Annotated in this window: 10 protein-coding genes; 6 read left to right on the top strand and 4 right to left on the bottom strand. The window is 73.3% G+C overall.

Annotation, left to right across the window (positions count from 1 at the left end; all coding sequences use genetic code 11):
* Window positions 1–111: 111 nt before the first annotated feature.
* Entirely contained in the window at window positions 112–1,635 is a 1,524-nt protein-coding gene (locus ACFV2X_RS43375) for a PP2C family protein-serine/threonine phosphatase (RefSeq protein WP_385627024.1), read from the top strand.
* 99 nt (window positions 1,636–1,734) lie between these two features.
* On the opposite strand, the gene ACFV2X_RS43370 is transcribed toward ACFV2X_RS43375, so the two are convergent.
* Window positions 1,735–3,270 (bottom strand): hypothetical protein, encoded by a 1,536-nt coding sequence (locus ACFV2X_RS43370; RefSeq protein WP_385627023.1) that lies wholly within the window; start codon window positions 3,268–3,270, stop codon window positions 1,735–1,737.
* A 252-nt stretch (window positions 3,271–3,522) separates the two neighbouring features.
* Between ACFV2X_RS43370 and ACFV2X_RS43365 the strand changes: the two genes are divergently transcribed.
* Both ACFV2X_RS43365 and ACFV2X_RS43360 read left to right on the top strand, forming a co-directional pair.
* Window positions 3,523–4,614 carry an aminoglycoside phosphotransferase family protein gene (locus ACFV2X_RS43365; protein WP_385627021.1) on the top strand — a complete coding sequence of 364 codons (1,092 nt, stop codon included), beginning with the start codon at window positions 3,523–3,525 and terminating at the stop codon, window positions 4,612–4,614.
* A 255-nt stretch (window positions 4,615–4,869) separates the two neighbouring features.
* The gene (locus tag ACFV2X_RS43360; RefSeq protein WP_385627019.1) at window positions 4,870–6,879 is read left to right on the top strand and encodes an N-acetylmuramoyl-L-alanine amidase; all 2,010 of its coding nucleotides are present in this window, start codon (window positions 4,870–4,872) and stop codon (window positions 6,877–6,879) included.
* A gap of 146 nt (window positions 6,880–7,025) precedes the next feature.
* On the opposite strand, the gene ACFV2X_RS43355 is transcribed toward ACFV2X_RS43360, so the two are convergent.
* Window positions 7,026–7,526 carry a hypothetical protein gene (locus ACFV2X_RS43355; protein ID WP_014173678.1) on the bottom strand — a complete coding sequence of 167 codons (501 nt, stop codon included), beginning with the start codon at window positions 7,524–7,526 and terminating at the stop codon, window positions 7,026–7,028.
* Window positions 7,527–7,567: 41 nt separating this feature from the next.
* On the bottom strand, window positions 7,568–10,516 hold the full coding sequence (locus ACFV2X_RS43350; RefSeq protein ID WP_385627017.1) for an ATP-binding protein: 2,949 nt from the start codon (window positions 10,514–10,516) through the stop codon (window positions 7,568–7,570).
* Between the two features lie 251 nt (window positions 10,517–10,767).
* Between ACFV2X_RS43350 and ACFV2X_RS43345 the strand changes: the two genes are divergently transcribed.
* Window positions 10,768–11,838 carry an isoafricanol synthase gene (locus tag ACFV2X_RS43345; protein ID WP_385627015.1) on the top strand — a complete coding sequence of 357 codons (1,071 nt, stop codon included), beginning with the start codon at window positions 10,768–10,770 and terminating at the stop codon, window positions 11,836–11,838.
* 44 nt (window positions 11,839–11,882) lie between these two features.
* Here ACFV2X_RS43345 and ACFV2X_RS43340 read toward each other — a convergent pair whose 3' ends face one another.
* Entirely contained in the window at window positions 11,883–12,485 is a 603-nt protein-coding gene (locus tag ACFV2X_RS43340; RefSeq protein ID WP_385627013.1) for a CGNR zinc finger domain-containing protein, read from the bottom strand.
* 50 nt (window positions 12,486–12,535) lie between these two features.
* On the opposite strand from ACFV2X_RS43340, the gene ACFV2X_RS43335 reads away from it, so the two are divergent.
* Both ACFV2X_RS43335 and ACFV2X_RS43330 read left to right on the top strand, forming a co-directional pair.
* Window positions 12,536–13,288 carry a maleylpyruvate isomerase family mycothiol-dependent enzyme gene (locus ACFV2X_RS43335; RefSeq protein ID WP_385627012.1) on the top strand — a complete coding sequence of 251 codons (753 nt, stop codon included), beginning with the start codon at window positions 12,536–12,538 and terminating at the stop codon, window positions 13,286–13,288.
* Window positions 13,289–13,321: 33 nt separating this feature from the next.
* Entirely contained in the window at window positions 13,322–14,050 is a 729-nt protein-coding gene (locus ACFV2X_RS43330; protein ID WP_385627010.1) for a leucine-rich repeat domain-containing protein, read from the top strand.
* The last annotated feature ends 14 nt before the right edge of the window (window positions 14,051–14,064 follow it).

Genomic DNA, 14,064 nt, shown 5'->3' with positions numbered 1-14,064 from the left:
CACCGGATCGGGTATTGCCAAACCGCTTACGCGATGTCGCAGCCTGTGCAAGAGTCGTTACCGGTCCTTCCCTCACGACCCGGCCACGCCGTGCCCGTATCGGAGAACGTCATGCCGTCCCCCCGCTCCGCGGACCATTCCGCAGCCCAGCCCCCCCAGCCGCCCAGGGACACGGTCGACGCGCTCATCTCACAGACCCGGCGGCTGCGCGGCGACATCGACGCCGTCCGCCGGGACACCACGGCGGACCTCGACCGGGCGGACGACCCCCAGCTGCGCTGGCAGCGCGCGCTGTGCGATCTCGCGGTCCACCATCTGGACGACCTGGGCCGGAATCTGGACCAGCTGCGCGACGGGCTGCCCACCGACCCGGCCGAGGCCGAAGCGTCCCCGGAGGCGGAGGCGGACACAGGGGGCCGGCTCGCCGCCGAGCCACCCCCGCCGCCGGGCTCCGCGTACGCCACGTCCGCGCGGGACGCCGGACCAGAGGAGCACGGCTCGCTGCTGAGCCGCGTCGGCAGCGCCGAGTGGAACCTCCTCACCGACGCCGTGACCTGGTCCGACGAGCTGTGCCAGATCTTCGGCCGGGCCCCGGAAGAGGGCGGGCTGCCCCTGGACGAGCTGCCCTCCTGGGTGTTCTCCGAGGACCAGCCGACCCTGACCGCGCTGGTCACCGACTGTCTGGTCGACGGCAAGCCGATCGACGGGGAGTTCCGTATCGTGCGCGCCGACGGCGTGGTACGCACCGTCCATATGTCGGGCGAGCCCGTGCTCGACGACGACGGCAGCACCGCGTCCATGTGGGCCGTGCTGCGGGACGTCAGCGAGCTGCGGCGCAGTGAGCGCGCGGTGCGCGAGACCCGTGACTCACTGCGGCGGCAGCGGCATATCGCACAGACCGAGCGCCGGGTCGCGGTCGAGCTCCAGCAGGCCGTGCTGCCCGTGTGGCGCGGCTCCCCGCGGCCCTCCCCGGGGGGCCCGGCCGCCCTGGACCTCGCCGCCCACTACTTCCCCGCCTCGACCAGCACGCTGATCGGCGGCGACTGGTACGACGCGCTGGAGCTGCCCGACGGCGGGACCCTGCTCAGCGTCGGCGACCTCACCGGCCATGGCGTGGCCGCCACCTCCGGCGTGGCGATGCTGCTCGGCGCGGTGCGGGGCATGGCGGTGACCGGGGTCGAGCCGGGCGCCTTGATGAGCTGGCTCAACCAACTGCTCGACGCCTCCGCGCAGCCAGCCCTGGGCAGCGCCGTATGCGGCCGGTACGACCCCGCCACCCGCACCCTGGTGTGGGCACAGGCCGCGCACCCCGCCCCGCTGCTCTTCCGCGACGGGACGGGGCGCGCCCTGCGGCCCCCGGAGGGCGTCCTGCTCGGCGCCACGCCTGGTGCGACATACACCCAGTACGGCGAGCGGCTGGAGCCCGGCGATCTGCTGGTGCTGCACACCGGAGGGCTCTGGCCGTACGGCGCGGACGCCGAGGGTGACGCGGGGGCCGAGCGACTGCTCGGGCTGGCGCCGCGGTTCGCCACCGCCCACAGCGCACAGGAATGCGTACGGGCCGTGGTGGAGGCGTTCGACGACGAGCGGCGCGAGGACGACGCCTGCGTGCTGATCGCACGGGTCGGCTCATAGCGCGCCAACTCCTCACACGTCAGCTCCTCCTCACGCGCCAAATCCTCACACGTCAGCTCCTCACGCATCAGCCGAGCGCGCGGGCCGGTTCGTAGCGCGTCACACGACGGCCGTCTTTCCGTCGCCGCCCGGTGCTCCGCCGCCCGGCGATCCGCCCTCCGGCGTCTTCGGCCCGGAACCCTTGGGCCCCAGCCCTTTCGGCGCCCGCTGCTCGATCTCCTCGCGCAGTCTCTGGATATCGGGGCGGGTGGAGTACCGGCCGGTGAGCCGGTACATCTCGCGCAGCCGGTCCCAGGTGCGGTGGGAGGAGTTGTGCTCGATGGTCAGCAGGGCCAGCCGCGCGTACTTGTCCGCCTGCTCCGGGTCGTCGCCGATGAAGCACGCCGAGGCGATGGAGATATGGTCGAAGATCTGCGACCGGTCGCGGCCGCCCTCCCGCTGCCGCAGCCCCTCCTTGGCATGCTGCTGGGCGATCGTCGCGGCGCCGGGCTCATGCTCCGCGAGCGTGCGGTAGACCAGCCCCTCCATACCGTGCAGATCGGCCTCGTTGAACAGCTGCATCCAGCTCGGCGGCGGCACATCCCCCTTGTCCGAGACGAACAGCTCTTCCGCCTGGCCCAGAGTGCGGCGCACCGCCTGACTGTGGCCCATGGACGCCTGCGCCCATGCCTCGATGGTACAGAACATGGCGCGGGTGCGGGGCAGCGTCTCCTCGCCCGCACCGGACTTGGCGAGCTTCATCAGATCGAGTGCGTCGTCCGGCCGGCCCAGATGGACCATCTGCCGGGCGGCGCGGGAGAGCGCTTCGCTCGCCCGGGGGCGGTCGCCGCCCTCGCGGGCCGCGTGCGCGGCGATGACGAAGTACTTCTGGGCGGTGGGCTCCAGGCCCACGTCATGGGACATCCAGCCGGCGAGCACGGCCAGGTTGGCCGCGACGCCCCACAACCGGCGCTGCACCGCCGGGGGGTGGCGATAGGCGAGCATCCCGCCCACCTCGTTGAGCTGGCCCACCACGGCCTTGCGCTGCAGCCCCCCGCCGCGGGCGGCGTCCCAGGCGCGGAAGACGTCGACCGAGCGCTCCAGCGCGTCTATCTCCTGGGAGCCCACGGGGGCCGCCTCGTAGCGGTCGAAGCCGGCGAAGTCCGCGGACAGCGGATCGTCGGTACGGGGGGCGTCGGTGGCCAGAGTCGGGTCACTGTGCAGCCAGTCGTGCATGGCTCCGGTGATGGCTGATCCTGCGGCGAGCGCGGCGCCCGCACCCACCAAGCCGCGTCGGTTGAACATAAGGTCCATTCCCGTGAATTCGGTGAGGACCGCGGCCGTGGACTCGGGCGCCCAGAGCAGCCCGTCCGCGGACTGCCCCTTCCCCGCGCGCCCCTGCCGTGCGAACCCGAGGTCCTCGATGGTCACGACTCGACCGAGGCGCTCGGTGAACAGGGAGGCCAAAACCTTGGGCACGGGATCGCGCGGCATCTCGCCGGTGTCGATCCAACGCCGTACCCGCGAGGTGTCGGTCGCCAGCTGCGGATGGCCCATGGCCGCCGCCTTCCGGTTCACGAGCCTCGCGAGTTCCCCCTTGGACCAGCCGGCGAGGCCGAACAGGTCCGCGAGACGGGTGTTGGGTTCCCTCGTCACGTCAAGCCCCCAGGTTCTCGGCTGACTTGACAGTAACCGCCCTGTCACGGCCCGTGCGACTATTCGCCAGGGTTCGCCAGGGTCCGCCAGATGGTGTGCCACCCGCGGCCGGGTGTGGTGTAGGACCGCGCCACCCGGCCCGGCGGCGTTCAGCTGAATCAGCTGAAGCGGACCGCATTCCCCAGGGTGCGGCCTCACCCCGGGGCCGGGAGGCGCGCGACTCGTCGGCGCACGAAGGGATCTGTATTGTCCATGTACGCAGCATCGTCCTCCGTGTCCGCCCCGCCCCGGCCGTACCGGCGGCAGCCGCCCGGCGCCGGGCCGTTTCTGGATCCCGCCCTCGGCGGGCGAGCGAGGCGGGCCCCGGGCCCCGGCCTGCTGAGCGGCAGACTCGACATGTCCGGCCCGCAGGGAGCACAGCTGCGCACGGCGATCGCGTCGGTCCACCGCATCTGTCCGGAGTTCAACCCCGTCCAGGTGCTCCGGCGCAGCGGGCGGTCCGTGCTCCTGGTCGGCACCACCGGCCGCAGCACCGCGGTCGCCAAGTGCCTGCTGGACCACTCACCGGCCTGGGCCGAGCGGTTCCGGCGGGAAATAGCGATGTACCGGGCGTTCGTCCGCCATCGGCCGCCGGTCCGGGTGCCCCGGCTGATCGCGGCGGACCCGGACAACTGCGCCCTGGTCATCGAGCGGATGCCCGGGCGGGTGGCGGCGTCCCAGCGCCACCCCTGCGAGCCGCCGCCGCGCGCCGATGTGCGGGTCGCGCTCGGCGCCATCTGCCGGATCAATCTATGGCGGCCGCCCGCCGATCTGTTCGACGCGCCGATCGACTACGCCGCCCGGCTGGCGCGCTACCACGAGCTCGGGCTGCTCACCGACCGGGACATGGGCGATCTGCGGAAGCTGCTGCGCGGCCTCGCGCACACCGCCGCCCGCCAGAGCCAGTTCTGCCACGGCGACGCGTTACTGAACAACATCCTGCTCTCGCCGGCCGGGGCGGCGCTCATCGACTGGGACCACGCGGGCTGGTATCTGCCCGGGTACGACCTGGCCACGCTGTGGACCGCGCTGGGCGACGCCCCGGGGCCGCGGCGCCAGATCAGCCAGCTGGCGCAGGCGGCGGGGCCCGATGCGCGGGACGCCTTCCTGGTGAATCTGATGCTCGTACTGACGCGGGAGATCCGCCAGTGCGAAACCGCCGTGCAGCGCACCATGCACGACCCCGCCCCCGTGGCTCCGGGCGCGGTCGGGGCCGGTGAGGAGCAGCGTCTGCTGCTGCGCCGCCTGCACGACGACTGCTCCCTCGCGCGGCGTGCCGTGCGGGCCGCGGTCGGAACCCGTTGAGCCGCGGGGCGCGTCATCGGTCTGGACGTCATCGGTCTGGACCAGTGACGCGCCGCAGGCCCGTACGCCCGTGCCGGGAAACACCTCGGCACGGGCGTTGACGTGCGAGCGGCACCTGCGTTGACGTGCGAACACCCGGGCGGGTGAGCATGATTGACGGATCGCCCGGCACCGGATACCTCTAGGTGGGCTCGGCCCCGTACGCATGGCCGGCGCACACCGGCGCACGCTCGGCCCGCCTTGGAGGAGGCTGCAATGCGAGGATCCGCACAGGACAGCGCGCACGACCCGAACAGACCGGAGCCCGGCCCCACGCGACGGACCGCCCTGCGGACGGCGGGTGCCGCCGCGTCGGCCGCCTTTCTGCTCCCCCTCGCGGCCCAGGCCCCGGCCGCTCTGGCCGATGAATCCCGGTCCGGGAGCGACGCCCTGCAGCGGGCCTTCGCCGCCGCGGCGAAGGAGTACGGCGTCCCGCTGAGCGTGCTGCTGGGCGTGTCGTATCTGCAGTCGCGCTGGGACGGCCACGGCGGCGCGCCCAGTGTCACCGGCGGCTACGGCCCCATGCACCTCACCGACGCGACCGCCGCCCTGGCCCGCACCCCGCACCACAGCCACGGCAGCGAGGACGCGCGTGGCGACCTGGCGCGTGCCCGTCTGGTGCCCGACACCGAGGTGCCCCAGCCGCGGCAGCTGCCCGCGCGGCTGCGGACGCTGGAGCGGGCCGCCGAGCTGAGCGGGCTGTCCGCGGAGTCGCTGCGCGCCGACGAGGCGGCCAATGTGCGCGGTGGCGCGGCCCTGCTGGCCGCCGAGCAGCAGAAGCTGGGGCTGCCGCTGAGCGAGGACCCGGCCGATTGGTACGGGGCGGTGGCGGCCTACTCCGGCTCCGACAACGCCACGGCAGCCGCCGTCTTCGCCGACGACGTCTTCGAGGTGATCCGCGACGGCGCGGCGCGCACCACGGGCTCGGGCGAGGCGGTCTCGCTCCCGGCCGCGCCCGAAGTGTCCCCGGACACCCGGCAGTTGCGGACGCTGGGGCTGCCGTCCGTCGCGCGGGATCCGAACATCGACGCCCCCAAGGGCGTCTCCTGCGAGTGGTTCCCGGCGCCGTACGAGCAGTTCGGCGACAACGACTACGGCAACCACGATCTGGGCAACCGCCCCGAGTCCCAGACGATCGACTACATCGTCATCCATGACACCGAGGGCACCTGGGACGTATGTCTCAAGCTGATCAAGGACCCCACGTATGTGTCCTGGCAGTACACCCTGCGCTCCGCCGACGGGCATATCGCCCAGCACCTGGCGCTCAAGGACGTCGGCTGGCACGCGGGCAACTGGTACGTCAACGCCAAGTCGATCGGCGTGGAGCACGAGGGGTTCCTCACCGCCCCCGACGCCTGGTACACGGAGGCGATGTACCGGGCCTCGGCCCGGCTGGTGCGCTATCTCGCGCGGAAGTACGACATCCCGCTGGACCGCCAGCACATCCTGGGCCATGACAACGTCCCCGGCACCACCACCCCGAACATCAAGGGGATGCACACCGACCCCGGCCCCTACTGGGACTGGGCGCACTACTTCACCCTCCTCGGCGCGCCCTTCCGCACCACCACGGGCCCGAGCGGCGGGCTGGTCACCATCCGCCCCGACTACGACACCCACCAGCCCGTGTACACCGACTGCGACACCGCCGGACAGCCCTGCGCCCCGCACGGCTCGGGCGCGGTGCGACTGCACACCGCGCCGAGCGCGGACGCCCCGCTGATCAAGGACATCGGGCTGCGCCCCGACGGGGCGGACTCCACGACCGGCGTCAACGACACCGGCGCCCGCGCTTCGACCGGCCAGCGGTTCGCGGTCGCGGAGCGGCAGGGCGACTGGACGGCCATCTGGTATCTGGGGCAGAAGGCCTGGTTCGAGAACCCCAAGGGCCGGCCGACCGCGGTGAACGGCAGGGGTCTGGTCATCACCCCGAAGGACGGCGCAGCTGACGTGCCGGTGTACGGCCGCGCCTACCCGGAGAAGGAGGCGTACCCGGAGGGCGTACCGGTGCAGGCGGTCTCGCCGCTGCCGTACAAGCTGCTCGCCGGGCAGCGGTACGCGCTGGGGCTGAAGACCCAGGGCGAGTATCTGTGGGCGACGACCTTCGACCCGGCGGGCCACAAGGTGGTGCGCGGCCAAGACACGTACTACCAGATCCAGTTCGGGCACCGGGTGGCGTTCGTACGGGCCGCCGATGTGCGGATCGAGCGCTCCGACCGGTAGTCGCGAACCACAGGGTGAGGCCGACCGCGCCGCGCGGTCGGCCTCAGCGGTCCGGCAATCACCCGATCGAAGTACGAGGCGACGATACGAGGCGGGGAACTCACCATTGTCGGCGCGCCCCTTGGGCAAGGCCGCCGGGTCGCGCCTCAGCCCTGCTGGAACATCTCCGCGGGCAGCGGCTTGAGCAGCCGGTAGAGGTCGTCGGTGATGGGCCGGTCCCAGCTGGCGATGGTGACCAGGACGCCGTCGCTGCGGTCGAACTGGGAACAGGAGATCCGGCCCTCGGAGAGCTTGATGCGGCGCACGATGAGCAGGTTGTCCTCGTGCATGACCGGGGTGTCCTCGGTGTCCACCACATGGACCGGCTCGTCGTTTCCCAGGGCCGCCAGCAGCTGTGTCACCTCGAACGGCACCTGTCCTTCGGCCAGCTCGCGGGCCGGGGATCCCTCGGGCAGATTCCCGATGATCATCGCGGGGCCGCGTCCGCCGAACAGGTCGTAGCGCAGAAAGACGCCCTGGCAGCTGCCGTCGGGGGCGGGCAGCAGCCCAGCCCCGAGATCGCCGGGCCAGTCCCCCGGGTCCATGGCCAGGACGTCGAAGTCCGGACCGGTGGGCGTGGCGGGGCTGCGGCGGCGGAGGAACGACATGCGGATATGGTACGTGCCCCGGCGCCGGAATCCGCCCCGGGTCAGCGCCCGGACACCGGCCGCGGGACACGGGCGCCGATGGTGACACCGGCCGGGGCGCCCAGGACCTTGGCCAGCCCGGTGCGGTCGGTGCCCACCTTGCGGTACACGCCGGACAGCACCTGCGCCACCTCGCGCTCCTCCAGGCCCAGCTCGTCGCCGATCCGGTCGTCACCCCAGCCGAGGGCGGCCCGCTCGGCGGCGGCCTGCTCCTGGGAGGTGAGCGGGGAGCCGTGGTCGGCGCGCAGCTGCAGCGGGCGCAGTCCGGTGGCGGACAGCTCGTCGCGGGCCCGTACCGCGAGCGCGTCGGCCCCGCACTGCACCGCGCCCTCCAGCCCGCGGTAGAGCCGTTCTCCGGCCTCCTGCGGCAGTCCGATCCGGCGCAGGGCGGTGCCGTGGTCGACCAGGGCGACGGCCAGATCGTAGGCGGACGGCGAGCGTTCGAGGTGGTCGACTGCCTCGGCCAGCAGCCTGAGCCGCTCCGGCCCCTGGGTCACGAGCCCGGCGGTGTGCAGGGCGCGGCCGATCATGGAGTGGGCGCCGAACTGGCGGGCGCGGCGCACCGCGTCCCGGGCCACTTCGGCGGCCTGCCGTGGCTCGGTGAGCGCCAGGGACTGGGCCAGATGCAGCTGCCAGGGACACCAGGCGGGGTTGCGCATACCGCGCCGGTCCATCCCCCGGCCGACCTGGGTGAGCCGCTGCCGGGCCTCGCTGTGCATATTGCGGGCCAGCAGCAGCTCGCCGCGCACGGTCGGCGCGTCCGGGCACAGGAGTGCCTGGAGTGCCTGGAGGGTGTTTCCGCCGCAGGAGTGCTCGGCGGCGAACTCCTGGGCCTCCTCGACCCGGCCGCGGCTGAGCAGGGTCTGGATCAGCGTGCCGACGGCGGTCCAGTGGGCGGGCGTCTCCGGTCCGACCAGGTCGGCGATCCGCAGCCCCTCGCGGGCGAGCTCTTCGGCCTCGGCGAGCGCCCCGCGGCGGTAGCGGACGTACCCGAGGAGGGTCAGGCCGAACGCCAGATGCGCGCCGCGCCAGCCCTTCCGCTCGCACTCCGCGACGCCGTTCGCGAACAGCTCCTCGGCGCGCCCCGGCTGGTCGCAGTGGAGGAAGGTCAGGGCGACCAGGATGGGCACCTCGAAGCCCCATTCCTCATCGGTCCAGCTCAGGCCGTCGCCCAGGGCCTCGTCGGCGTGGCGCAGGGCGATGGCGGCCGGTTCGCCGCGGGTCATCGCGTCGAAGGCGCGCAGGCCCCGCAGATAGCGCTCGGCCATCCCGTGGCCGGAGAGCCGGTCCACCAGCCGGGCCAGTCGGCGGGAGCGGGCGGGCGAGTCCTGGCCGTCGGCGCGGAACATGTTCCACATGATCTGTTCGGCCTGCATCCGCAGCCGGGTACGGGCGCTCCCGGCCCGCCCGGCCTCGGCGGCCACGAGCTGCGCGGCCTCCTCCATGCGGCCGCTGTGGCCGTACGCCTGGGCCAGCCGGTAGGTGATCGACTCGCGCAGCTCCGGGCCGAGCGCGGGCTCCTCCAGGGCGGCCCGCAGATGGTTGACGGTGACGGCGGGCTCGCTGAGCTGGGCGGCGCAGCCCAGTTCGTAGAGCACGGCGGGCCGCTCCTGGAGCGAGGGCGGTTCGCGCAGCGCCCGGGCGAGGCAGCGGCGGGCGGTGTCGGGCGCGCCGGCTCGCAGATACTCCCGGGCCGCCGCGCGCAGATGGCGCACCACCCAGGGGTCGGCCTCGGGGTGCAGCTCCAGCAGATGCCGGCCGGCTGCCCCGGAGCCGCGGCCCGCGGACAGGACCGTGGCGGCGGCGCTGCCGTGCATGGCCACGCGCAGGGCGCCGGGGATCGCGCGGTAGACGGCGGTGGCGATCAGCGGGTGGAGGAATTCCAGGGGCCGCTTCTCCGGTGATGGGCGCGGCGGGGTGAAGATACGGGCGTCGGCCAGCCGCAGCGCCAGCTCGGCGGTCTCGATGGTGGACAGGCCCGAGACTTCCGCGGCCAGGGCCGGGATGGCCTCGCTGCCGAGGACCGCGACGGCCCAGGCGAGCCGGACGGCGGAGGTGCCGAGCCGGCTCAGCCGGTCGGTCAGGCCGCTCTCCTTGGCCGTGGAGACGAGCTCGCGCAGATGGGCGAGGTTGTCCGACTGCGGTTTCAGATCGCGCTCGCGGACCTTGGCGGTGAGCTCGACGACCTCGAAGGGGTTGCCGCCGGTGACCGCCCAGCACTCGCGGCAGAACGAGTCGTCCGCCCCCGCGCCCAGCACCTCGCGCACCATCCGGCCGACCGCGCCCGGGGTGAGCGGCGCCAGCAGCCGGGGCCGCGAGCCCTGCCGCCCGGTGAGCCCGCGCAGCGCCGCCGCGTCGGCGGACAGCTCGTCAGGGCGGTAGCCGACCGCGAGCAGCATGGGCAGATCCACGGCGCGGGGCGCGAACCGGGTGAGCCAGTCGAGGGATTCGGCGTCGGCCCAGTGGGCGTCGTCCAGGATCATGACGACCGGGGCCCGCTGGACGGCGAAGCGGGTCACCAGCCAGTCCAGGCCGTCGCGCACCCCGTGCGGGTCGGGCGAGCCGCCTTCCGCCGAGACCACCAGACCGACGGCGGGCGCGACGATGTCGTACCAGCCGCCGAGGATCCTGCGGTGGGTCTCCTCGCCGGTCGCCGCGAGTACGGGCTGGAAGAGCTGGCGCACGACATGGAAGGCGACGCCCTGCTCCTGCTCCCCGGCGCGTGCCGAGAGCACCGTGCAGCCACGGGCGGCGGCCCGCCGCCTGACCTCGCCGAGCAGCGCGGTCTTACCGGCGCCGCCCGGCCCCGCGAACGCGATCACCCCGCCGGCGCGCGGCCCGGCCGGATCGCCGGCCGGCTCCCCGCACAGCTCGGTCAACGCATGGTCCACCGCGCTGAGTTCGGGCTCCCGCTCCAGCAGCGTCCGGCGCCCCCGGCCCTGTCGTGTCATGTTCTCCGCCACGCTCGTACCCCATTCGGCAGGTACTGCTGAGCGTAGCCCGCTCGGGACGCTCCGTAGCGCGGTATGCGGGGAATTTTCTGACGGCATTGCCACTGGCACACGCCAATTCGACAGGCGCCCTATCGAAGGGAACAGCGGCCACGCCACCATGTCCGGATGCGGCGAGGACCATGGCGCAAAGAGGGCCGGTCCCCGGCTCCGGCGCGGTCCCGTATGTCCTGAGGGGGCGGATACGGACCATGGACAAGGCAGGTTCACCACCACCAGCGACCCGGTCGGCGGCGCTCTTCGGCTTCCCGCCGGCCGATCTGGTCAGCCCGGACGCCGAGGCCGCGCGGCGGCACACCATTGCGTGGCTGTCGCGGTACGGCGTCTTCCAAGGGGACGCGTCGGTGGCGGAGTACGACGCGCTGCGCTTCGATCTGCTGGCGGCGTACTTCTACCCGGGCGAGACGGGCGCCGACCTGGCCTTGGGCAATGATCTGTGCGGGTGGTACTTCGTCTTCGACGACCAGTTCGACGGGGAGCTGGGATGCCGGCCACAGGAGGTGTTACGGCTGCTCGACGCCCTCGTCCAGGTGACGCGCGAGGCGGAGGAGCCGACTGGGAGGGCCGCCGGGGACGTACCCGGCGGCCCTCTCGTCGAGAGCTTCCGCGATCTGTGGCACCGCATCCACCAGGGCAGGCCGAGGGTGTGGCGGGAACGTTTCCGCCACCACTGGATGGAGTATCTGCACTCCTACCACCGCGAGGCGCTGGGCCGCACCGGGAGCCGCCCGCGCTCGGTGGAGGCGGTGGTGGCCCTGCGCCGCCACTCGATCGGCGTGCAGCCGTGTCTGGATCTCAACGAGCGGTTCGGCGGATACGCCCTGCCGGAGGCGGTGCACGGCGGCTTCCCGCTCGAGCGGATGCGGGAGGCCACCGACGATGTGGTGGTCTTCACCAATGACATCGTCTCCCTGGCCAAGGAACTGGCCGCCGGGGACGTCCACAACAGCGTGATCGTTCAGCGGGAGCTCACGGGCTGCACCCTGGAGAAGGCCGTGGAGCACATCGCGCGCCTCGCCGACGCCCGCTACCAGTGGTTCGAGGAGACCGCCGCGCGGCTGCCCGCGCTCCTCGCCGGGGCCGGGGCGGACACTCTGCGGCACGTCGCGCACTATGTGGACGGCATGCGGCAGGTGATGCGGGGCAATCTCGCGTGGTCGTATCGGACGGCCCGGTACGACGAGCGCGGCATAGCGGCGGTGAGCAGCGGGCGGCAGCGGCCGTGGGCGGGCCTCGCCGCGTATGCGGCACCGGCGCGCTGACGACCGGATCGTTTCGGCTCCAGCGGGACTGGGCTCCGGACGGGTCAGGACTCCGTCCGGTGGCGGCGGTGGTGGCGGGCGACGCGGGCGCGGTTGCCGCAGGACGGCTTGCACCACTCCTGCCGGGGATGGTCCTTGACGAAGTAGCGCACACAGCGCGGGGCTGGGCAGGCCCGCAGCCGCTCGCGCTCCGGCCCGGCGAGAAACCCGATGGCGTCGCGGGCGAGCGCCGCCACCAGCCGGTCGGCGTCGGTGAAGCCCGGCGGCCGGGCGGCGCGGACCACGGGGGCACCGCCCTCGGGCCACTCCAGGCGCGGGGCGCCGGGCGCCCGGGCCGCCGCCGCGTTCAGCCGCGCCATGGCCTGGTCCTCGGGCAGCAGCCGGTGGGCGTCGGCGGAGCTCGGCGGGCCGGGCCGCACCGCGCGGGCGAACAGCGCGCGGACGGCGGCGCGCAGCTCGCGGACGGCGTCGAGCGCGGCCGCGTCCGCGCTGAAGTCCTCGGCGTCCAGCGCGTCCCGCAGCGGCTCGGCCAGCTCCCGCACCCAGGCGGTCAGCCCTTCGGGCGCGGCCAGATCGTCGGCCACCCCGCCGTTCCCGTCGTGGCGGATGGTGACGGCGAGTGCGAGGGCGAGTCGATCGGCGGCCATGAGGGTTAATGGTAGCCTCCCGAATCAACCATTAGCCTGCTGGGGGACGTATGAACGAGAAGAACGACCGGACGAACGCAGACACAGGCACAGGCGCCGATACGGGCGCCGACGGCGCGGCGCGGGTGGTCGCCGCCGTACTCGACGGGCACCAGCGGCTGCGCGCCCTGCTGGACGGCCTGACCGAGGCCGCCGTCCGCGAGCCGAGCGCGCTGCCCGGCTGGAGCCGCGCGCATGTGCTGGCGCATATCGGGGGCGTCGCATCGGCGCTGGCCCGGCAGGCCAGATTCGCGATGCAGGGTGAGCTGATCGAGGTGTACGACGGGGGCCGCCCGACCCGGGACGCCGCGATCGAGGCGGGTTCCAAGCGCTCGGCGGACGAGCTGCGGCACACCGTGGCCGAGGCCCTTGCGGAGGCGGAGGGCGCCTTCACCGCGGTGGGCCCGCGGGACTGGGAGCGGCCCGTACGCTACCGCGACTCGGACGTACGGGGCGTTCTACTGTGCTGGTGGCGGGAGTTGGAGATCCACACGGCGGACGCTCTGCTCGGCTCCGGCCCCGGCGACTGGTCGCGCGACTTCTGCGCGCACGCGCTGGACTTCCTCGCGCCGCGCGCACCGCTGGACACCCGGCTGACCCTGGAGGCCACCGACGGACCGGAGCGACGTACGTACGGCTCCGGCGAACCGCTGACCGTACGGGGGCGGCTGGCCGATCTCACCGCGTGGATGGCCGGACGCACCCCCGCCGGCCCGCTGGACAGCGGCCCGGCCCCGCTCCCCGAACTCCGCCCCTGGCCTTAGGCCATACCGGCGCGGCCCATAGAGTCCGCCCTCATGACGGATGTACTCAACCTCTGGAAGGCGGGCCTCGGCGAGGTACCCGAGGACGTATGGGAGCGCACCGGGCTGCGGGTGCTGATCCTCGCGGACAATGGGCTCACCCGCCTCTCCCCCGCCATTGGCCGCCTCCAGCGGCTGCACACCCTCGACCTGGGCCACAACCAGCTCGCCGAAGCACCCGGCGAGCTCGGCGAACTGCGGGGCCTGACCCGGTATCTGTATCTGCACGACAACCGCATGACCCGGCTGCCGCCCGAGCTCGGCCAACTGGACGAGCTGGCGTATCTCAACGTCGGCGAGAACCGGATCGGTGAACTGCCGCCGGAGATCGGCGACATGGCGGGTCTGGTCGAGCTGCGCGCGCAACACAACGAGCTGACCGGGCTGCCCGAGTCGATCGGGCGGCTCGGCCGGCTGCGGGAGCTGTGGCTGCGCGGCAATCGCATCGCGTCCCTGCCCGCCGCCTTCTCCGCGCTCACCCAGCTGCGCCATCTCGAACTGCGGGACAACGCCCTGGAGTCGATGCCCGAGCCGCTGCGCGGGCTGCCACTGCTGCGCCATCTCGATCTGCGGAGCAACCGGCTGCGGGGGATTCCGGACTGGATCGCGGGCCTGCCGTCCCTGGAAAAGCTCGATCTGCGCTGGAACGGATTCGAGGAGCGAGGAGACGAGCTGCGGCCACTGCGGGCGCTCAGAGAAAGGGGCTGCGCCGTGCTCACCTGAGGGGTCTCCGGGCG

This window comes from Streptomyces sp. NPDC059679 (genome assembly GCF_042734105.1).
Classification (GTDB): domain Bacteria; phylum Actinomycetota; class Actinomycetes; order Streptomycetales; family Streptomycetaceae; genus Streptomyces.
This window is presented reverse-complemented; position numbering and strand designations above follow the sequence as displayed.

Excerpts from the sequence above, each read along its gene's own strand:
- ACFV2X_RS43375 (WP_385627024.1), top strand. The coding sequence starts at position 112 with ATGCCGTCCCCCCGCTCCGCGGACCATTCCGCAGCCCAGCCCCCCCAG.
- ACFV2X_RS43365 (WP_385627021.1), top strand. The coding sequence starts at position 3,523 with ATGTACGCAGCATCGTCCTCCGTGTCCGCCCCGCCCCGGCCGTACCGG.
- ACFV2X_RS43360 (WP_385627019.1), top strand. The coding sequence starts at position 4,870 with ATGCGAGGATCCGCACAGGACAGCGCGCACGACCCGAACAGACCGGAG.
- ACFV2X_RS43355 (WP_014173678.1), bottom strand. The coding sequence starts at position 7,526 with ATGTCGTTCCTCCGCCGCCGCAGCCCCGCCACGCCCACCGGTCCGGAC.
- ACFV2X_RS43350 (WP_385627017.1), bottom strand. The coding sequence starts at position 10,516 with ATGACACGACAGGGCCGGGGGCGCCGGACGCTGCTGGAGCGGGAGCCC.
- ACFV2X_RS43345 (WP_385627015.1), top strand. The coding sequence starts at position 10,768 with ATGGACAAGGCAGGTTCACCACCACCAGCGACCCGGTCGGCGGCGCTC.
- ACFV2X_RS43340 (WP_385627013.1), bottom strand. The coding sequence starts at position 12,485 with ATGGCCGCCGATCGACTCGCCCTCGCACTCGCCGTCACCATCCGCCAC.
- ACFV2X_RS43335 (WP_385627012.1), top strand. The coding sequence starts at position 12,536 with ATGAACGAGAAGAACGACCGGACGAACGCAGACACAGGCACAGGCGCC.
- ACFV2X_RS43330 (WP_385627010.1), top strand. The coding sequence starts at position 13,322 with ATGACGGATGTACTCAACCTCTGGAAGGCGGGCCTCGGCGAGGTACCC.